This is a genomic window from Olivibacter sp. SA151 (genome assembly GCF_054130995.1).
The window spans coordinates 3054734-3073343 of sequence record NZ_CP096391.1 but is presented as its reverse complement, the minus strand read 5'-3'; the positions used below and the strand labels follow the sequence as shown (position 1 = coordinate 3073343).

The 18610-nt window shown below is 39.5% G+C and carries 23 protein-coding genes; 3 read left to right on the top strand and 20 right to left on the bottom strand.

The window, feature by feature from the left end; translation table 11 throughout:
- Positions 1 to 9: 9 nt before the first annotated feature.
- A complete protein-coding gene (locus tag M1D52_RS12650) occupies positions 10 to 738 on the top strand; it encodes an SDR family oxidoreductase (RefSeq protein WP_437392728.1) in 729 nt (242 codons plus the stop codon).
- A 59-nt stretch (positions 739 to 797) separates the two neighbouring features.
- Here the strand turns inward: M1D52_RS12650 and M1D52_RS12645 are convergent, their stop codons facing one another.
- The 9 genes from M1D52_RS12645 to M1D52_RS12605 form a co-directional block, all read right to left on the bottom strand.
- Positions 798 to 1160: a response regulator gene (locus M1D52_RS12645; protein WP_013667037.1), complete on the bottom strand. Its 363-nt coding sequence runs from the start codon at positions 1158 to 1160 to the stop codon at positions 798 to 800.
- A 334-nt stretch (positions 1161 to 1494) separates the two neighbouring features.
- Positions 1495 to 1626, bottom strand: coding sequence for a VOC family protein (locus tag M1D52_RS12640; protein ID WP_437392727.1), 132 nt, complete (start codon positions 1624 to 1626; stop codon positions 1495 to 1497).
- Positions 1611 to 2273 carry a chloramphenicol acetyltransferase gene (locus M1D52_RS12635; RefSeq protein WP_130855912.1) on the bottom strand — a complete coding sequence of 221 codons (663 nt, stop codon included), beginning with the start codon at positions 2271 to 2273 and terminating at the stop codon, positions 1611 to 1613. Before M1D52_RS12635 ends, M1D52_RS12640 begins: the two co-directional genes overlap by 16 nt.
- A 112-nt stretch (positions 2274 to 2385) precedes the next feature.
- On the bottom strand, positions 2386 to 3381 hold the full coding sequence (locus M1D52_RS12630) for an MvdC/MvdD family ATP grasp protein (RefSeq protein ID WP_041387557.1): 996 nt from the start codon (positions 3379 to 3381) through the stop codon (positions 2386 to 2388).
- The gene (locus tag M1D52_RS12625; RefSeq protein ID WP_437392726.1) at positions 3371 to 4345 is read right to left on the bottom strand and encodes an MvdC/MvdD family ATP grasp protein; all 975 of its coding nucleotides are present in this window, start codon (positions 4343 to 4345) and stop codon (positions 3371 to 3373) included. Before M1D52_RS12625 ends, M1D52_RS12630 begins: the two co-directional genes overlap by 11 nt.
- Before the next feature lie 61 nt (positions 4346 to 4406).
- Positions 4407 to 4583: a microviridin/marinostatin family tricyclic proteinase inhibitor gene (locus M1D52_RS12620; RefSeq protein ID WP_013667042.1), complete on the bottom strand. Its 177-nt coding sequence runs from the start codon at positions 4581 to 4583 to the stop codon at positions 4407 to 4409.
- 120 nt (positions 4584 to 4703) lie between these two features.
- Positions 4704 to 5462, bottom strand: coding sequence for a DMT family transporter (locus M1D52_RS12615; RefSeq protein WP_437392725.1), 759 nt, complete (start codon positions 5460 to 5462; stop codon positions 4704 to 4706).
- A complete protein-coding gene (locus tag M1D52_RS12610; protein WP_437392724.1) occupies positions 5459 to 5638 on the bottom strand; it encodes an EamA family transporter in 180 nt (59 codons plus the stop codon). Before M1D52_RS12610 ends, M1D52_RS12615 begins: the two co-directional genes overlap by 4 nt.
- A 96-nt stretch (positions 5639 to 5734) precedes the next feature.
- Positions 5735 to 6154: a hypothetical protein gene (locus M1D52_RS12605; RefSeq protein ID WP_437392723.1), complete on the bottom strand. Its 420-nt coding sequence runs from the start codon at positions 6152 to 6154 to the stop codon at positions 5735 to 5737.
- A gap of 267 nt (positions 6155 to 6421) precedes the next feature.
- On the opposite strand from M1D52_RS12605, the gene M1D52_RS12600 reads away from it, so the two are divergent.
- Positions 6422 to 7015, top strand: a complete 594-nt coding sequence (locus M1D52_RS12600) for a PAS domain-containing protein (RefSeq protein WP_437392722.1) — start codon at positions 6422 to 6424, stop codon at positions 7013 to 7015.
- A 74-nt stretch (positions 7016 to 7089) separates the two neighbouring features.
- On the opposite strand, the gene treZ is transcribed toward M1D52_RS12600, so the two are convergent.
- From treZ to M1D52_RS12580, 4 genes are all read right to left on the bottom strand, one after another.
- Positions 7090 to 8898 (bottom strand): malto-oligosyltrehalose trehalohydrolase, encoded by a 1809-nt coding sequence (gene treZ, locus M1D52_RS12595; RefSeq protein WP_437392721.1) that lies wholly within the window; start codon positions 8896 to 8898, stop codon positions 7090 to 7092.
- 72 nt (positions 8899 to 8970) lie between these two features.
- Positions 8971 to 9486 carry a ferritin-like domain-containing protein gene (locus M1D52_RS12590; protein WP_013667047.1) on the bottom strand — a complete coding sequence of 172 codons (516 nt, stop codon included), beginning with the start codon at positions 9484 to 9486 and terminating at the stop codon, positions 8971 to 8973.
- A gap of 37 nt (positions 9487 to 9523) precedes the next feature.
- A complete protein-coding gene (locus M1D52_RS12585) occupies positions 9524 to 9751 on the bottom strand; it encodes a hypothetical protein (RefSeq protein ID WP_130855904.1) in 228 nt (75 codons plus the stop codon).
- 474 nt (positions 9752 to 10225) lie between these two features.
- Positions 10226 to 10681, bottom strand: coding sequence for a hypothetical protein (locus tag M1D52_RS12580; protein WP_437392720.1), 456 nt, complete (start codon positions 10679 to 10681; stop codon positions 10226 to 10228).
- 104 nt (positions 10682 to 10785) lie between these two features.
- Between M1D52_RS12580 and M1D52_RS12575 the strand changes: the two genes are divergently transcribed.
- On the top strand, positions 10786 to 11505 hold the full coding sequence (locus tag M1D52_RS12575; RefSeq protein WP_130855902.1) for an FRG domain-containing protein: 720 nt from the start codon (positions 10786 to 10788) through the stop codon (positions 11503 to 11505).
- Here the strand turns inward: M1D52_RS12575 and M1D52_RS12570 are convergent.
- From M1D52_RS12570 to M1D52_RS12540, 7 genes are all read right to left on the bottom strand, one after another.
- On the bottom strand, positions 11502 to 12692 hold the full coding sequence (locus tag M1D52_RS12570; RefSeq protein ID WP_437392719.1) for a zinc-dependent alcohol dehydrogenase: 1191 nt from the start codon (positions 12690 to 12692) through the stop codon (positions 11502 to 11504). The genes M1D52_RS12575 and M1D52_RS12570 overlap by 4 nt on opposite strands.
- A gap of 87 nt (positions 12693 to 12779) precedes the next feature.
- Positions 12780 to 13454, bottom strand: a complete 675-nt coding sequence (locus M1D52_RS12565) for an SRPBCC family protein (RefSeq protein WP_437392718.1) — start codon at positions 13452 to 13454, stop codon at positions 12780 to 12782.
- A 68-nt stretch (positions 13455 to 13522) separates the two neighbouring features.
- On the bottom strand, positions 13523 to 14260 hold the full coding sequence (locus M1D52_RS12560; RefSeq protein WP_437392717.1) for a DUF72 domain-containing protein: 738 nt from the start codon (positions 14258 to 14260) through the stop codon (positions 13523 to 13525).
- A gap of 10 nt (positions 14261 to 14270) precedes the next feature.
- A complete protein-coding gene (locus M1D52_RS12555) occupies positions 14271 to 14996 on the bottom strand; it encodes a hypothetical protein (protein ID WP_130855899.1) in 726 nt (241 codons plus the stop codon).
- 5 nt (positions 14997 to 15001) lie between these two features.
- Positions 15002 to 15283, bottom strand: coding sequence for a hypothetical protein (locus M1D52_RS12550; RefSeq protein WP_013667057.1), 282 nt, complete (start codon positions 15281 to 15283; stop codon positions 15002 to 15004).
- A gap of 52 nt (positions 15284 to 15335) precedes the next feature.
- A complete protein-coding gene (locus M1D52_RS12545; protein ID WP_437392716.1) occupies positions 15336 to 16976 on the bottom strand; it encodes an alpha-amylase family protein in 1641 nt (546 codons plus the stop codon).
- Positions 16973 to 18610, bottom strand: a complete 1638-nt coding sequence (locus tag M1D52_RS12540; RefSeq protein ID WP_437392715.1) for an alpha-amylase family glycosyl hydrolase — start codon at positions 18608 to 18610, stop codon at positions 16973 to 16975. The genes M1D52_RS12545 and M1D52_RS12540 overlap by 4 nt, the downstream gene beginning before the upstream one ends.

The following is an 18610-nucleotide window of genomic DNA, read 5'->3' as shown; positions in this document are numbered from 1 at the left end:
ATATATATTATGGAGAATTCACTGCAAGATAAAGTAGTTTTAGTTACCGGAGCTGGCCGTGGTCTAGGAGCAGCAATTTGTAAGAGGCTTTCAAGAGACGGTGCCAGCATTGCATTAACAGATGTAAGAGAAAATGATTTGGTACATACGGCAGCAGAAATATCAGCTACCGGATGCAATGCACAATCATATGTGATGGACGTAACTGATGAAACCAGTGTGATAAACGTACTAAAACAAGTAGTAGACCATTTTGGCCGACTTGATGTGATAATAAACAATGCAGGAGTAGATTATACTAAATCAGTGGAAGAATTAAGCCTCAATGAATGGGATCAAGTAATGAGTGTCAATCTTCGTGGCCCCTTTATTGTTTCAAAAAGCGCTTTCCCATATTTGAAAAAGAATGGACAAGGACATATTGTGAATATCGTGTCGACAGCGAGCAAACGAGCTTGGGCCAACGCCTCTCCCTATCACGCGAGTAAATGGGGATTGCTGGGCTTTAGTCATGCCCTACACGTGGAAGGACGTAAAGAGGGTATAAAGGTCACTGCCGTAATTGCCGGAGGAATGAAAACCCCCTTTCTACTGGAGCGTTTCCCTGACATTGATGTTAATTTGCTACAAGATCCTGAAAATGTAGCCGATACTGTTCGGTATGTGCTATCACTACCAAAAGAAACTGTGATTCCGGAAATTATGGTACTTCCTATGACTGAGACATCCTGGCCATAGGTCGCGCCTTTAGGCGGGCAGTGACTTCATATTGCCCGTCTTTTCTTTTATCCAAATCACTAAGATGCTTCTAACAATTCGACCACTTTTTGCTCCATCTGACTTAAGTCAAAAGGTTTTGAAATAAAAGCACTAATCTCTTTTCTTTTTTGCAAATCGTCACCTTTTGCGTGGGCAGACATAATAACTATTGGTTTGTTCTTAGCCAATTGATTTTTAGAAATATCAGTTGCAAGTTCCAATCCATTTCCATCTGGGAGATTTATATCCAGTAAAAATAGATGGGGAATAACAGCCAGCATGGCTTCTTTAAAGCTTTTAATGTTCCCAAAAGTTTTTACCTCTGCATATTCAGATAAGAAAATAGATAATATATCCCTTATATCCGACTCATCTTCAAGAATATAAATCAACTTCTTCATTCGTGTCTACTTTTTACGATCAGCATATATAAGCAATTCTCAGGCCACAATGAAAATCAACCGTTTAAGGCATGACGTTATGTGTATATTCAGTAGATATCTGTATACTTTATATGTCACTGTAAACATTGTAAAAGCAGGTTCCACATATAAGCTCAAAAAAGAGGGCACCCGACGAGTTTAATACGGTGGACATAAGAAGATAGAAAGCAGAATCACAGTTATGCATTTTCCAAATCAGCAATGATCAACTTTTTCATTTGCATCAAAACAGCCATCACCCTTGGGGTTTTTCCGGATTTCCTACTAATGCACTCAGTTTCTTTGGAATAATCTACCAACTTATTCCAAATTTATCTGTTAGCCAGCCACAAGCGACTTCGGTGCCCCCTTCTTTGATAAGAGGTTTCCAATAATGATCAGTTTTGCGACTTTTCGATCCCTTAGCATCTACGAATCTATCCAATCATCAATTTCCCGGCATAAGTCCTGCAGCTCATTAATAAATTTGGATGTATGATAACCGTCGGCCACTGCATGATGTACATATATAGAAAATGGCAGTAGGGTTTTTTCCATATTTTGATAGTACTTACCAAATCTAATGATAGGAACAAGTAGATCCGAGTCACTGTAAGTGTCTTGGCTAATACTTGTAAAGCTTAACCATGGAAGTGCAGAAATGGGACAGAAGTTAGCAGGACGTCCAGCCTTCACACGAATACCTTTGATATCTCTGTATTGTTCCATGTCGTGCAAAATGGTGGTATAAAAGTCATTAAACCCCGTGTAATAAGGGCTCCATAGATCCGAAAATGTTTTATCGTCCTTGTGAAAAATCGTATATGATGGCACTAAAAAGTTCCAAAGTCCCAAAATGCCATTTTCATCGAAAGCCATTCTAAACGCTTCGTTTTGATTCACCGTTTTTGTTATAAGATAGAGAAACGTAGGATAAAATTTCAGCTGTCTTTTTTTAATGGAATTGAGCAACGCGGTTATTTCCAAGTGATGATTGACATTGTACTTGGTCTTCAATTGATAATAAAAGTAATCAAAATAAGGCTTTCGCGGCCATGTATTGAGGTCTATAGGCAAAAAAGATGCTGTCATTTCACTTATTAATATCAACTTTCTTATTCATGCCCCTAACACTTGGTTTATGCTGATGATAGAGACTAATAGAATTAATACAAAAAAATCACCGGATCGTTTTTGCATGTTGTTACTCTCTTCTTAATGCGGCTCCTATAAGTACTTTGGCGATCTGTTGTGAGATGGCATGTCCGCACATTTGGTCCAGCCAAAAATATTCACCTGCCGGATTAATTTCTAAAAAATAATATTCATCATCGGGAGTTACAATGAGATCAATGGCCCCATAGTTCAATTGATAATAATCCATCAAAAGTGTCAGGCTTTTCTTTATTCTCTCCGGCAGCTGAAAAGGTTTCCATTCGTTTATCAAGCTAAGTCCATCTTTACGCCAATCAATCTTTGTGTCTTCCTGCTTTTGGGAATCGATGCTAAAGGCGAAAAACTCGTAGCCTACAATGGTCACACGCAATTCTAGTTTTTTTTCTATCTTTTCTTGGAAGATCATAGGACAATATTGAATGTCTTCCAATTGTTCAATATCCTCAGGATCTAAAAGAGTTGTAAATACAACTTGTTCTATATTATCCTTAACAATTGCAAAAGAGCTTTGCATCTTGGCAACAAACTCACCCCCAACTTGCTGCATAAATTCTTTTATCTTCTGTGGCGAATTACTGATGCAGGTTGCAGGAATCTGCATACCGCATTTATGTGCTATTTTCAATTGTTCTTCTTTGCTATCTAATCGTCGATAGGTGCTGTAACGTTCCATCTGAAAGCAGGGCAACGATTCTACCATTCCATAGAGCGTCCGTTTAACCTCTCCCAATGTCGCGGGTAAATAAGCATCATGGATTAGGTTTTTAAGGTTTCTACCAATGTAATGGCTTCTGCGATACCAAACACCGGTAAGATTGTCGTCCAACAATTGAGCCATTGTTCCTTCTAGCTCAACAGACCACTCCTGTTTGTTGTATGAACTTGTTAAGGAGGCCGTTGTTGGATACTTATCTACATCAAATCGTATTACGTTACCACCAATCTGTTCTATATAATCTGTAACGTTTGCTACACAGGCGTTATCACCTTCGTGGGTAATAATTAATACTTTCTTATTGCTCATTTTTCCTTGCGTGCTCAATTAGTTTTTCTGCTAGTGTTTCTCCGATCTTATAATTTAGTTCTTTTTGGAGCATACCCCATTCACCCTGCGGATTAATTTCAAGGAAGATATAAGCACCTTCCCTATTCCTTATCATATCAATCGCTCCGAAGCCCAGATTTAAGCGTTGCATCATCCTTCGTAATTTATGCTTTATTTCATTTGGCAGTGGATATCGCTCCCAAGATGGAGAGCTCCCTCGAGTGATTCTCCAGTCAGTCTGCATCTCTTTATGCTGAATTTTCCCGGTGAAAAACTCACCATCAACATAAATTATCCGTAATTCATATAACTTGTCTATATACTCTTGAAAGATCATAGGGCAGTAGGATAACTCTTCCAGGTTCTTCAAGTCTTCATCGGCCAGCTTTATAGTTGGAAGAAACGATTTGGCATGCATACTTTTCTCTAAGGCACCATGAAGCTTCATGATCGTTCCGTTTACGCAGGATTTATAGAACGCTCGGATAGTTGCCGCTTCATTACTAATAATGGTTTTGGGAACCCGTAAACCGACGCGATTCGCAATTTTCAGTTGATATATTTTGTTGCCCCCAACAGCATGGTCTACTTGCATATCATTTATCCAATATAAATCTTTCAAACTATCAAAGAATAACTGTAAATAGGTACGGTACTCTTTCACGAACACAGATCGATAAGTTAGATCCAAATCGTCGGGAACTGTTAAGTCCCATAACTTGCGATACCAAACGGCCGTGATTTGAGAAGATTCAATGGTTAGCCCGTTTATATTTAATCGGTAAAGTTGCCGTCCGTTATCCGTAAAATCGTAATGAATTCTATAATTTATTGCAAATTCATCAACATTTAATCGGATTGATGGTACACCCATACGATTTAAGGCGTTTTGAACGATGTCGATAGTATAAAAGTCACTGGAATGGGTAATACATAAGATCATGTCAATCAAAATGGACAAGAGGTCGGCGCCAACCCCTTGTAGATGCTAAGATTCAGATACCTTACAGACCCTCGTCACTGTCCGAAGGGAACTTCAACGTAACATTCCAATCCGGCGATTGATGAAGCTCGGACTTTGGAGATTGCTGATTACCATTCTGATTTTTAGCATTTTGAGCTGTTTGTCCTTCTAAGAATCTGGCAAAGAAGGGTTTCTTCATTTGATTTTTAGTTTCCATAACTGTTAGTTTTTAAATAAATAAATAATAAACAAAAAGTAATACGCATTACTACTTAGTAGACGAATCTTGATGAAATTATGCTACATATATGTTTAAATTATTTAAAATAACCAATAATTACGGTTCTCTTCTTGAGCTTGTCAAACGAAGCGTGTGATTTTTCTGACGGTAGCCTCTGTTGATAAAATAGACACCGGTTAAAGTCGTAAATAACGCTAGCAGCGTCATCGTCGTCAATTTTTCGTTTAGTAAAAAGAAGCCAAGCATTAAGGCAATAAGCGGGTTGATGTAAGCGTAGATGGAAGCTAATCCCACTGGTAATTTATCCAAAGCATAAATAAAGCAGGGATATGATAGAAGCGATCCTATCACAATCAGATACACTAAAGCCCAAAAGCTATCACTGGAAACTGGCTGAATTAATTTAAAGTCGTCTAAAAAAAGGCTCATTAGTAGCAGCACTATACCCCCGATGAGCATTTGCATAGCGGCGTTAACAAGTGGATCAGCCTTTGATGGTTTATATTTTGTGTACACACTTCCTGATGCCCAGGCTAAGGCTGCACCGAAAGCTACGAGCATTCCCGTAAAATAGGATGGATTAGACAAATCACTCAAATTATCGTTGAAAATGAGCATAATACCCAAAGTTCCCATGATTAGTCCTGTGACTATTGCTATATTTGGCATTTTACGATCTACCCCGCTCCCAAAACTAACGATAACGATGTACACAGGCATGATAGAGACAATCAATGCAGCTAAACCACTGGGAATAAATTTTTCGCTCCAACCTACAACACCATTACCAAGCGTAATCATCAGTATTCCGGGGATTGCTTGACGTATAAAATTAGTCCTGGTGAGCGCGTTCAACCGCCGGTTATCTTTAAGAAAAGCAATAGTATTCCTCCTGCCACAACCTGCCTAAATCCGGAAAATAAAAAAGGTGGAATGGTATTAACACCAATGCGCATAGCAAAATAAGTAGTGCCCCAAACTATACAAACAACAGCGAGGGCAAAATAAGCTTTAAGTAGATCGTTAGCCATATTAAGCGGATTTTAACCTAAGTCAAATCTCGATAAAATAATCGAGTGATTAGGGTTACATTTCCGGTAAATTTGAGAGATACAGTTATTGTATGCCTACTTTATATTCTTTGTTAAACCATCCAGATAATAGTGTTCTTCTGCGTGACCAAAGAAATAACTTGTCGGATAATAAAAAAGCTTGCTAAAACCGTTAATAACATTGGAGATGTATACAGATTTAATATGTTGGACAGCTAGGCTATCCTCCAGCGTATCATAAATGTAGGTAGCAGCTCGTTTAGGAAAATCAGCATATTTCTCGTTGTCAAAAAAAATAAATGCGTAAAGTGTCGTATTAGAGAGTTTATCTGCATTATAGCTTCGGCAATATTGTATAATTTCCTCCTTTGCTACAATGGGATCAATTTTAAAAAGAAACAATGTATAGACCTTAAAATCGAAGGTTTCAATTCTTTTTTTAAGGAAGATAATCGGTCTCTTGCTCAGTTTCGCTGTTTGAAAGGGTGTTTCCAATAATGTATCCGCAATTATTACTAATGTACACCGAGAGAATTTAATGCAAAACTACGAATTTATGTAATCAAAAACCAAGCTCGTTGTTTCAGTCGTTTATAGTAAACGGAATTTTATACAACAGTTAGATTGTAGCCTGTCATTGATTTATTATGAAGTACATAGGGGCCAAATGTTCACAAACTTTGTAGCTATTGCAATTCTTTTTTGTTAATTTAACCGATTTAATATTGGGTAACAAACGATTAACTTCCAAATACACTCTTTATGAAGAATATTGAGGAACTTTTACTTTCACTTATTGCGGAAGACAATCACTATTATTTCATATACAGTTTAACAGATAAGCTTTTTTGCTATGCTAACACATCATTTGAGTCTTTTTTCGGCATCCGCTCCGGCGATAAGAGTATAAATAAACTCACTCGTATTGTTCATCCGGATGATGTCCGGCGTTTGAAAAAATATCTCCCATTTTTACGTCAGGGAAATTCGCTCACCGATTTTGAATTCAGGACGATACGCCCTAACGAGAAAACATATATCCTTTCTCTATATGCACGTATTGACAATAGTTTAGATAAAGAACTATTTTTAGGTTATGTGACTGACATCACAACAATAAAGGAAGATATAGACTATTTGAATGAGCTGAATGATAAAAAAGACTCCATCCTTCATATTCTATTGCATGATTTAGGTGGGCCTTTGGGCAACATCAAAAATCTATCCCGTTTGCTAAACGAAAGATTGAAATCATTGAACGAGGAAGATATACAAAAGATTATTACGTCTATCGAAAAAAATAGCAAAATGAGCATACAGATTATCAATGACTTTGTCGGCCGTCAGAACCCTTAGTGATTGATCGCATATCCTATATTATTCGAAGAAATGCGATAATCACTCGTATGGAGATGATTGGCAAATGCTATTTAATATACTTCTTCTTGCGCTTCGAGAGTCTTTAATATCCACACCGCCCACGGTGTAATAGCCACCGAAGTCCCTTGGTAATAAACCGGTGAGTGATCATGAAAAAGTAGTTCCTTCCAATAAGGGAAGCCGATAGGTATCTTATACATAGTTTCGTCTTCGGAGAAATTAAAAAGACATAATGTATTATCTCTTCCTCCTTCGTTCACTCGTTGTAGGACAAGAAGCCTATCAATCACATTGACTTGTATATCTTTTTTATTAAAGTTAGAAAAAACCGGATCAGAAAACCGAAGCTTGATCAGTTTTTTGTACCAATCCAATATCATTGCGTGCTTTCCTATTGTTCGCTTATCCCAATTTAATTTGGATCGTTCGAATACGTGGGGATCTTCCGGTGCTGATACATCCTCTTTATCCATAAACGTTCCAAATTCCTTTATTCTACCATCCTTTACCGCTCTTATCAGCTGTGGATCACCGTGATTAATAAAATAAGAAAATGGATTTTTTTCAGCATATTCTTCTCCCATAAACAACATCGGAATGTAGGGTGATAGAATAACAGCGCCTGCCGTTATTTTGAGTCTTTCAAAGTCCAAACTGGTTGATAGACGTTCGCCTTGCCCTTTATTTCCTATCTGATCATGATTTTGATTAAAGACCACGAATTTACTACCCGGTATACCGGCAGAGGAAGCACCGAATCTTTTCTTTCTCGCTTCCACGTACTCACCGGTGTGTACAAAGCCCTCTTTATATGCTTTGGAAAGCTGTTCTATCTTTCCGAAATCTTGATAAAATTTTTTCCCCTCCGGAAAGACCAGCGTATATAATGCGTGATGGAAATCGTCTAACCATTGTCCATCAAAACCAAGTCCTCCGCTCCCTTGCTGAATTACCCGGGGATGATTGTAATCGCTTTCAGCGATCATATATAGTCGGCGCCCCAACTCACGTTCAAGCTCCTTTACATAGGCACAGGCCACCTCCCAGAAAGGAACGGATCCATTATCAAACATGGCATGGATAGCATCAACTCGCAAACCATCCACGTGGTAATGAACAAACCACTCCGCAATATTTGCCAAAAGGTAATTACGGACACCGTCACTCCATTCCCCATCTAAATTGATCGCCTGGCCCCAAGGAGTCATATACTTATCAGTAAAGTACGGGCCATATTCGCCAAGATAGTTTCCTTCGGGGCCTAAATGGTTATAGACTACGTCAATGAAAACAGCTAGCCCCTTTTCGTGACATTTGTTAATCAGTTTTTTGAGCCCCATCGGACCACCGTAAGAATTTTGAACCGAAAAGGGATAAACTCCGTCGTAACCCCAATTTCGCAACCCGGGAAATTGGCAAATAGGCATCAGCTGCAGCGCGGTAATGCCTAAGGTTTTCAAGTCGTCGAGCCTCGATAACACCCCTTCAAATGTCCCTTCATCTGAAAAGGTACCCACGTGTAACTCATATAAAAGTAATTGATGGGAAGCAATGCCGCGCCAGTTGGCATCCTCCCATGGAAACCGCGCATGGTCAATTACCTGAGAGGGACCGTGTACACCTTCTGGTTGAAAACGCGAGGCCGGGTCAGGATAATCCTTTTCATTATCATCAGGTTGATAAAAATATCGAATGATACCGGTTGCATCTTTCAGCTTGTAACAAAAATAGCCCTCGCTAGTTGGTTTCATGTTATATTTCGCCTCCTTAGGTGATACAATGTGTAGCACCATTGTTTCCTTAAGGGGTGCCCATACGCTAAAATGGACTTGATTACGATTATATATTGCTCCTATCATGCGGGGTATGAAATAAATCAAAGCCCCAATCTAAAACTGACTGGGGCTTTGCACTTAAATAAAACTAATGAACTATTGAGCAACATTGGCTTCAGACATGGCAATGTCCGTTAATTTCACGTCTGTTTCCTTTTCCTCATTAAGAGTAGTGGCTAGCAATTCCTCCGCTTCCGAATGTTCCATCAATTTGGCATAGGTTACCAGACATCCATAGCTTGCAATTTCATAGTGCTCCACTTTTTGGGCTGCGGATATTAAAGCAGCATCTAACACTTCCCCATTTTCAAATTCTTCCATTATTTCTTCCGCCTCATTCAACAGCCCTTCCATTGCCTTGCATTTTTTTCCCCTTGCTGTTAGACCTATGGAATCAAATACGTTTTTTAATCGCTCCACATGTTCTTCTGTTTGCGATAGGTGTTCCTGAAATGCGTTTTTTAGGGTTTCACCATTGGCTTTGGAGGCCATCTTTTTCAAACCTTTCAAAAGTTGCTTTTCGGCTCCTAGAATATCTCGCAATTCGTCTACAAATAATTCATGCAGATGCGCATTGGGCATTCCTTCTGTGTTTTTTTTTGAATTTGCCATAATCTTACTGTTTTATGTTCACCGATTTTTATTTAATTTACCGCTCTTCTTCTCTATCCCGTCCCTTGTCGACATTTCTATTTTGATGCCTAATTGTAATACCTGCTGCCGGCTTATCTGGACCGCTGGTATATTTTTCTGCCAGTTCATTGTCTTCATCTAACCCAGTAACGGCAAACGCATCACGTAGTCCGCTACTTTCTCGGCCTGTGCCCGAAGGACGTCCTTTTGGTGGCACGAAACTGCCATTTTTATCTTTTCCCATACTTGTTCTGTTTTGATCTCTCATAAGATTAGTTGATAATAGAGTTACAGGATTTGTGCCTAAATAGCGGGTTGGTTTCGTAAAAAAAAGAACAGAAACTCTTCGAGGTTAAAATTGGCTGATAAGATGTGTTTATTACAGCATCCACTGTATGGATGTCGATATTCGTTTTTCATATTATTTTTTATGCATATTTGGCAAGATTTTTTCTATGTCCTAATTTCTGATATAACCGGTAGAAAAACAGCACTTCCCACCGACCAAAACTACCTACAGTGGCGATCTATTAAAGGCCTAGATATTAGTTGTTTTGTGGATATGATTATAGTGCCTTCCTTCGTTAAGTGATTATCTGTTTAAGAAGAAAGAACGGAGGTTGGAAAAGGTGCACTTTCCAATGATGAAAAGTAAAATGAAAGTGAGCGGCGCTGCCGTTGTATCCGACGGTACTAAGTTTATGGCGATTGAATGAATCTACCTATATTTTTTAAAAGGGCTTACTAATCTGCTTGTTAACGCGACGCCGGCACTAAAAATCAAATGTGCTAAAATTAAATGGCCGTAATAACGCTTAATAGGAACTTTTGGTGAATTAGCACTCACCTTAAAAAGAGTTTGCCAAATAAGAATACCGGTTAAACCGCTAATTAGCCCCGCATAAGCGCTATCCTTTACATTAGGCTTCCGCTTTCTTTGTTTCCAAAACTCTTGAAAAACAGTCGCCATTGCAAGTCCCATCGCATAGTGCATACCCCAACCACCCGGCTTAGCTATGTATTTGTATTCTTTTGCAAAAAAATCTGATGTTAGCTCAGCGAGAAGTTTCGGTTCTTTGAAGTTTTCCTCTCGTGAGCCGGAAACAGCATAGCTGAAGATCGTCATTGCTGTGGTGCCGACAATGCTTGGAAAAAAAGCTTTTGTTGGTTTCATATCACAAGTTTATGTTATGTAATAAAAAGCGATATACATGCCGGTTTTCACAGACTGTACGGCCTTCGGTACGTTTTTAGTATATATTTCAGAAACATCATGTGATGGAAGCAGAAATTACCTCTGTCAACGAATATCTTGATACCATTAAAGATTTTAAGAGAAAACAGAACGAAAGGGAAAGCCATGACTTTCTTTTTAGGGGCCAGGCGGCTGATTATCCTCTGGTTTCGAAATTACTTAGATTACGCCCTAAGGGAGATCTTCTGAAAGTTGAGCAACAATTACTTGAAGAGTTTAAAAGGGCAAATTTCTTATTGGTGAAGGAACATCAAGCAATGAATGATTGGGATTACCTCACCCTGGGTCAACATTATGGACTGCCTACACGCCTCTTAGATTGGTCGAATAATGCCTTAACAGCGCTATGGTTTGCTACCGAGCAATATAAGATGGAGCGATCCCGGCAACCCTATGCTACTATATGGATATTGATGGCTACGGAAGCACACTATTTAAATATGAAAGAGAATCATAATCCCTTTACGGTAAATAAGACAAGGTTGTTCCGACCTCGGATCATCAAGCAACGTATCAATAATCAATCAGGTGTTTTTACTGTTCAAAGCACGGAATCCATTAAAAAAAGACTTTCCCTACATCAGGAAGAAGACTTTGCATCTCGGTTACTCAAAATCATGATTCCTGGAAAATGTCAAGAGTCCGTTCGCGATGAATTACACACATTGGGCGTAAATGCCTTTAGTGTTTTTCCAGAGCTTGAAGGGCTTTGTTCATTGCTTCAATGGAAATTTTTTCATTAGTCGCCAACGAATGATTGAGAAGGTATGAACACTGCACGCATACAATTATCTAGTTTATCATTAAAAATGCGGTATGCATACGCTCCTTCTTCCAATGACATCGGGTGTGTCAATAAAAAAGATGGATCTATTTTTCCGTTGCGGATATGCTCAAAAAGCTGAGGTACATAACGTTGCCCGTGCATTTGTCCACCTCGCATTGTCAGACCTTTATTCAAAAACAGACCCATTGGGATTTTATCAACTAAACCGGCATATACGCCCACAACTGATACCGTTCCACCTTTTCTACAGGCCGTTATAGCTTGTCTTAACACCGCCGGGCGATCGGATTGCAGTCTTAAGAATTGCTTGGATCGATCGTAATAATGTTCCATCCCAGTCGTATGGGCCTCCATCCCGACTGCATCGATGCAACAGTCCGGGCCCCTTCCTCCTGTTGACTCCTTCAACGCCTCCAATATATCCGTTGCTTCATAATTTAACACTTCTGCATGGCTATAGGTGGCAGCCGCTGCCAAACGGTAGTCAAATCGATCAATTGCAATAACTTTTTCAGCGCCCTTTAAGTAAGCACTCTGTATTGCCATTTGTCCGACACCTCCTGCGCCCCAAACCGCCACGATATCTCCTGGCTTTATGGAGGCCATTTCTGCCGCCATAAAGCCGGTGGGAATACCGTCGGAAACGAAAACTGCCTTGGTGTCAGGTATATCTTCCGGAATTTTAAAGGCCCCGTATTCTGCAAATGGAACGCGTATAAATTCGGCATGACTACCTGCGTATCCTCCAAATAAATGCGAATATCCAAAAATACCTGCTGTCGGATATTGATAAATCTTTTCTTGTAATCCGGCATTTGGATTCGAATTGTCGCAAAGCGACCAGGTTTGTTGCTTACAATAGTGGCACTCTCCACAGCCGATAACAGAAACAACCACCACCCGGTCGCCTATTTGTAATCCCTTTACCTCTTTTCCGATCGCTACGATTTCTCCTATAAACTCATGGCCGATTACGTCGCCTGCTTTCATGCTCGGGACAAAACCGTTTATAAGATGCAAGTCGGACCCGCAAACCGAACTCATCGTAACTTTAACTATTGCGTCCTTTGGATTTACAATAGTAGGATCAGGTATACGTTCTACCTTGAGGTCCCTAACGCCATTCCAACATAATGCTTTCATATTTATAATTCTATCATGTCACCTGTTCGGCGAGTGTTTATACATCATCTTAGATTGTTGAATCGAACAACAGCATGCTGTAAATACTTATTCTTTATTCAGTTTGTTCGTCGCTCGTTCTCCCGTTTCCATTATTTGTTTAAAGCCCCTTACTTCATTTGCTATTAAATACTCCAAAGGCTTATTTAGTACTTTTGCAAGCCCTTCTCCTAAAATACCGGCGGGAGGTCTATAGCTAAAGATGACCGTTATTTCGGTACCTTGATTATTTGGAGCATCTTTAAATACCACTTTTCCGGCGTTAAAAATCAGTGGATTACGAATCGATTGCCATCCGATTAGCTCATTTGGTTCATCCTTTACAATTTCCGCATCCCATGTAATCTCACGGTGATACCCTGGTATTTTAGCAGTCCAGGTAGATTTATTCTCCTGAACTTTTACCGATAGAAGATGTTCCATGAATGTAGGAAGATTTTCTAGATTTCTCCAATACTGATAAAGCTCCTCACGAGGCTTATTAATAGTAAAATAACTCCTAACATTAACATTATGTCTTTCAGTGCTATCCAGATCAATCGCATTATATAATAAACACCTACCTGTAATTCCTCTATATATTAAATAGATACTAGGAATTGTCTTCAAAAGGTTGAATTTTTTCAATGAACTTCGCAAAAGCAATGCGCCGAAACCTACTGAAATAATTCGTTCAATGGTATTTACATTTATTTTATCATCATCACTGTTCATGGTTTCCATATTTTAAGGGTATTTCTGTAAAATATAAAGACGGCTCGTCATACCGCATACGATTCTTGGATGGCAAGTTATTCGGTAAGCATTTTTTTCATGCTTTGGGCATTTAATGCAGCAAAGCCCGATTGGTCGTTGTCGAAATATACATAAACATCTCTACCCTCGTTTTGCCATTCTTGGCATCGATCAACCCATTTGCGCAACTGTTCGTCGGTATAATTGCCCTGATACTTAGCGCCCGGGCCATGCAATCGGATATAAACAAAGTCGGCAGTCACAATAATTGGTGATTGATGACCAGCTAATTCATAGATGCAAAAGGCACAATTCGCTTTTTCAAGTATATGGTAAATTCGATCCTCATACCAAGACCTGTCCCTAAATTCAAAGGTAAAGCGATGATCTTTCGGTAAAAGTTTCAGAAAATCGATCAGCCGCTGCTCATTAATATTCCATTTTGGAGGTAATTGAAAAAGTATTGGCCCTAATTTGTCTTTAAGGTGTCCCGCATGCTCAATAAACTCGTCAACAACCTCTTTTTGTACTTTCAGTTTTTTTAAGTGCGTTATAAATCGGCTTCCTTTTACTGCAAATTTAAAATGCGCCGGCACCGCGCGATACCAATTGCTGAACGTTTCGGAAGAAGGTAGTCTATAAAAGGAATTATTGAGCTCTACCGTCGGAATTTTCGTTACGAAGTATGTTAATTGTTCCGATTCTTTTAGTCCTTCGGGATAAAACGGCCCTTTCCAATGTTTGTAGTGCCACCCAGAGGTCCCAATATACGCTATTCCTTTCCTTTTTGCCATGAGATCTCATTCATTCGAAATATAAAAAGATTTGATTTCCTATCGCTTTCACAAGCCCTTTTTCAACTCCGTCCATTTTCCAACCGCTTTTGGCGCAACGGATAATGCCCAAATTTTTATCATTTAAGGTAATGGACAACTCGTAACACACGCCTTCATGACATGTTTCGGTTATTGGTATTCCCTCGCCTTCGTAATGCACTCCTTCGTAATCGAAGGTTAATGGAATAGGGTCGCTTTCTAGCTGGGCAATGATTTCTTTAAGAAATTTAACGAGGTGCTTACGTTGGGTGGGTGCCTTAGTACTCCACTTATCGCTATCTGCACGTTTATGAGCAAGCTTAAATTTTAAACCGGACATCTCCGTGGAATAGTCGTTCGCATTTAACTTTTTTACGTTTTGATGAGCCAAAATATACCAATGGTATTCCGTTCCTACCGGAACACCCGACCCTTTTGGCGCATGTCCCTTCCGTCGCTTAGTTACTGCATAAAAAATTTCCCAAAGGTCCGGTGTAATCTTTGTTTCTTTCCAGTCACCCTGGTCATATTCCCAATGGTGACTTCTGCCGATTGCCATTCCTGTATATTGCTTGCCGCCATATTGCTTAAAGGCATTATATGATTTGGAAAGATCTTTTTTTCCGGGAGCTTGCCTTTTTTTTTCGATTTCCAACGTAGGTTCTTCGAGCGCTTTCTTCTTCGTTTCCGGTTTTCGCTTTGCTGTTGTTGCCATCTCCTTTATTTTCGCTGAATGAATTTGTGAAAAGTACTCTGTTCGCCATCTGATTTTTTTTCCTGAAAAAGAAAATCCAGTTTATTTTCTTCAAATTCTTCAAAGAAATCTTCCCAGCTTATTTCCTCCAGGTCGTCATTATGCTCACTATGTTCAGGAAAATGGATTCTTAAAATACCTGCATCTTCGCCATTTCCTGTTCCTTTTACTCTGGCCGGGACACCACCCCGTTCTTTTGCCCATTGCTTTATTTCATTGTGATTGCTTGTTTGATTCGATGTGCTCATAGGTATAAAATTTATTTGTTTAAAAATATATTTAATAATAGGTAAACAATTGCTATTCCAGTTTAGACAGCTTATACCAAAGGTAACTGTAAGGAGAGAGTATGAGATTTATTTTTCCGGCAGATTCTTTCATTGATAAGGGGCTGCCCAACACACAGGTTAGCACCGGTTTTTCTTTCGTTAGATCTATTTCCACGTCTGCATTTGTATACGAAAAGTTATTAATGATAAGTATTCCATAGTCATTGAGATCATATCGATAAATGAATATTTGCGGATGATCATTCTTTAAGATTTGAAACGAACTGCAAAAAGCCAGCTTATACTCCTTTCGAGAGGCGATTATTTTTTTTGTTTGACATAATATTGAAAATTCGTCATCCATTTCTTTGGAAACATTGATGTTTTGATATCCATAAACTCCTCCATCAATCACTGTCCACTTAAGCTCGGGTGGTGAAACGGAAGAAAAACCACCATTGATGGTATCGTCCCATTGCATAGCTGTTCGCACGCTTTGTCGTTCCTGCAAGTCCAAATCATCTCCCATTCCGATTTCTTCACCATAACGAATTACAGGGCTTCCAGGGAGTGTTAATAGAAGATTCATACTTAAACAAATATGCATTCGATTGTTGTTCAACATAGGAGGCAATCTTCTTCTAATGCCCCTATCATAGATTCGCATAAATGGACAGGGTGCAAAAACTTCCATAACGCGGGCTCGTTCATCGTTTGTTAATCGTTCCAAATCCAATTCATCATGGTTTCGAAGAAAGTTCAGATACTGACCGTGGCCATTCGAGAAGGGTAAGCGTTTAAAAGCGTTTATTAGCGGTTTAACACAGTGTTCTGCAAGAGCGAGAAACAGATAGTTATTCAGGAAGAAATTAAATAATCCATCAAGTTTTTTCCCTTTGTTAAAAAAACGGGGATAGTCTTCCGGTTCAACATCCGCCTCTCCAATAAGAATCGCGTCTTTATTGATTTTAAGAACAGCTTCCTTCCATCGATCTAGAACGTCATAGGGGTTTCCTTCAAAACGCTCGTCGCCTTTGTTTTTAAGTATGTGTGGAACGGCGTCAATGCGAAAACCAAAAATGCCAAACTGCATCCAGAAGTTTAAAATTCGAAGAATCTCTTCCTGAACTGCGGGATTTGACACGTTCAAATCGGGTTGAAAGTGATAAAAAGTATGGTAGTAATAACGATTCACCTGGTGATTATATTCCCAATTGCTTTCTTCGACAGTCTTGAATACCAAATCTTCCTTGTCATTTTCCGGTTTCTCATCCTTCCATATATAAAAATCGTGAAATCTGCTGCCTCTATCGGATATTGCTTCAAGGAACCAAGGATGTCGATTGCTTGTATGATTAACTACCAAGTCGATAATTATTTTAATATTTCTTTTTGCGGCCGATTTTACCAGTACTTCAAAGTCCTGCAGTGTTCCTAACCGAGTATCAACTGTATAGTAATTAACCACATCATATCCCCCATCCTTTTCGTCTGAGCTATAAAAAGGTACTAGCCAAATACAATTGATACCTAAATATTGAAGATAATCCAATTTAGATATAAGCCCTTGAATATCACCTAATCCGTTGTGGTCAGCATCTTTAAAGCTTCGAACGTCCAACGAATAGATGACAGCTTCTTTTAACCAATGTTGAGAGCATAGGTCTTTCATGTATTAAGAACAGGTGCAGAAACGGTTTTGTTTTTTTCTAATCGAATAACCAGTGCTTCATCCCCACCTACATAGATTTCTTCTTCAAGCGATAGACCCTCAGTCTCGGGTGTTGTTGCTAAAATTACCTCGCCTTTTAAAACGGTCTTGCCTTGTTGTTTAAAATAAGCGGGTCTTGGCGTTAAATTCAATGCGATAAGAAAGGTAGGATATCCTTCGAGCGCTCGTTTATAAATAATCAACTGCTGATCGCTAAATATAGGAACATAGTTGCCGTATTGCAATGTCGGCTCTTCATTCCTCAGCTTGATAAGCTTCCGGTACAAGGTAAGCATACTATAAGGATTATCTTTCTGAATCTCTACATTCTCCCGTTTAAAACGCTTGTCGACTCGAAGCCATGGTTTAACTGTTGAAAAACCGGCGAATTCACCATTGTTCCATTGCATGGGGGTTCTGGCGGGATCCCGGCTTAAATTTTTACCGGGCATATTTAGTCCTTGGGGATCTTGCACTTCATTGCTTGGTATAGGAACATCGTACATGCCAATCTCGTCTCCATAGTAAATTGTTGGCGTTCCCCTTAGTGTAAGTAGTAAAAATGCAGCAACCCTTGCCTGTTGGCCTCCGATACGACTAGCTATACGCGGCTTATCGTGATTGCTTAGAACCCAATTGGGCCAACCATTTTCCGGAATTGCCCCCTCGTATTCATCAATGGCAACAGCAATTTGTTGGGCATCCCACGGCAATGTGAGTAATTGGAAGTTAAAAGGCAAATGCGCACCACTCGAATTAATTCCATAGTAGGTAACTAGCCGTTGGATTGGCAGGTATATTTCACCGATCAACACTTTCTCCTGATACTGTTCGAGTAGCGCACGCATTTGTCCAACTAACTCATGCACTTCCGGCTGATCGGTAGAATATACGGGGAGCAGACGATTATAATTAGCATCCCTTTCTTGAAAATCAGGATTGAGCGGATTATCCCGAAGTTGTTTGTCTTTAATTAAATGCCACATAACATCAACGCGGAACCCGTCAACGCCTTTTTCCAACCAAAATTGCATTACCTCCAACATCGCTTTTTGAACATCTTCGTTTCGCCAATTAAGGTCTGGTTGTTCTTTTAAAAATGCATGATAATAATATTGCTGTGTATCTTCATCCCACTCCCAAGCACTTCCACCGAATACGCTAAGCCAATTATTAGGAGCCGAGCCATCTGGTTTGGCATCTTCCCAAATATACCAAGAACGCTTTGGTGAATCTTTTGATGACTTGGACTCGATAAACCAGGGATGTTGGCTGGATGTGTGATTAGGCACTAGATCCAATATCAACTTCATGTTTCTCCTATGAAGTTCATCAAGGAGTGATTCCAAATCGTGCATCTCGCCGAATATAGGATGAATCTGTTTATAATCTGATATGTCGTAGCCAAAATCAGCCATCGGCGAAGGATAAATTGGCGACAGCCATACCGCTCTAATCCCTAACCATTCTAGGTAATCTAACTGCTGGATAATCCCTTTTAAATCGCCTATACCATCCCCGTTACTATCTTTAAACGAACGAGGATAAATCTGATATATAATGCCATGACGCCACCACAATTGCTCTTGGTACAT

Bases quoted from the DNA above. Each gene is read 5' to 3' on its own strand.
- M1D52_RS12650 (WP_437392728.1), top strand. From the start codon at position 10: ATGGAGAATTCACTGCAAGATAAAGTAGTTTTAGTTACCGGAGCTGGC.
- M1D52_RS12645 (WP_013667037.1), bottom strand. From the start codon at position 1,160: ATGAAGAAGTTGATTTATATTCTTGAAGATGAGTCGGATATAAGGGAT.
- M1D52_RS12635 (WP_130855912.1), bottom strand. From the start codon at position 2,273: ATGACAGCATCTTTTTTGCCTATAGACCTCAATACATGGCCGCGAAAG.
- M1D52_RS12630 (WP_041387557.1), bottom strand. From the start codon at position 3,381: ATGAGCAATAAGAAAGTATTAATTATTACCCACGAAGGTGATAACGCC.
- M1D52_RS12625 (WP_437392726.1), bottom strand. From the start codon at position 4,345: ATGATCTTATGTATTACCCATTCCAGTGACTTTTATACTATCGACATC.
- M1D52_RS12620 (WP_013667042.1), bottom strand. From the start codon at position 4,583: ATGGAAACTAAAAATCAAATGAAGAAACCCTTCTTTGCCAGATTCTTA.
- M1D52_RS12610 (WP_437392724.1), bottom strand. From the start codon at position 5,638: ATGGCTAACGATCTACTTAAAGCTTATTTTGCCCTCGCTGTTGTTTGT.
- M1D52_RS12600 (WP_437392722.1), top strand. From the start codon at position 6,422: ATGAAGAATATTGAGGAACTTTTACTTTCACTTATTGCGGAAGACAAT.
- treZ (WP_437392721.1), bottom strand. From the start codon at position 8,898: ATGATAGGAGCAATATATAATCGTAATCAAGTCCATTTTAGCGTATGG.
- M1D52_RS12590 (WP_013667047.1), bottom strand. From the start codon at position 9,486: ATGGCAAATTCAAAAAAAAACACAGAAGGAATGCCCAATGCGCATCTG.
- M1D52_RS12585 (WP_130855904.1), bottom strand. From the start codon at position 9,751: ATGGGAAAAGATAAAAATGGCAGTTTCGTGCCACCAAAAGGACGTCCT.
- M1D52_RS12580 (WP_437392720.1), bottom strand. From the start codon at position 10,681: ATGAAACCAACAAAAGCTTTTTTTCCAAGCATTGTCGGCACCACAGCA.
- M1D52_RS12575 (WP_130855902.1), top strand. From the start codon at position 10,786: ATGGAAGCAGAAATTACCTCTGTCAACGAATATCTTGATACCATTAAA.
- M1D52_RS12570 (WP_437392719.1), bottom strand. From the start codon at position 12,692: ATGAAAGCATTATGTTGGAATGGCGTTAGGGACCTCAAGGTAGAACGT.
- M1D52_RS12565 (WP_437392718.1), bottom strand. From the start codon at position 13,454: ATGGAAACCATGAACAGTGATGATGATAAAATAAATGTAAATACCATT.
- M1D52_RS12560 (WP_437392717.1), bottom strand. From the start codon at position 14,260: ATGGCAAAAAGGAAAGGAATAGCGTATATTGGGACCTCTGGGTGGCAC.
- M1D52_RS12555 (WP_130855899.1), bottom strand. From the start codon at position 14,996: ATGGCAACAACAGCAAAGCGAAAACCGGAAACGAAGAAGAAAGCGCTC.
- M1D52_RS12550 (WP_013667057.1), bottom strand. From the start codon at position 15,283: ATGAGCACATCGAATCAAACAAGCAATCACAATGAAATAAAGCAATGG.
- M1D52_RS12545 (WP_437392716.1), bottom strand. From the start codon at position 16,976: ATGAAAGACCTATGCTCTCAACATTGGTTAAAAGAAGCTGTCATCTAT.
- M1D52_RS12540 (WP_437392715.1), bottom strand. From the start codon at position 18,610: ATGTACCAAGAGCAATTGTGGTGGCGTCATGGCATTATATATCAGATT.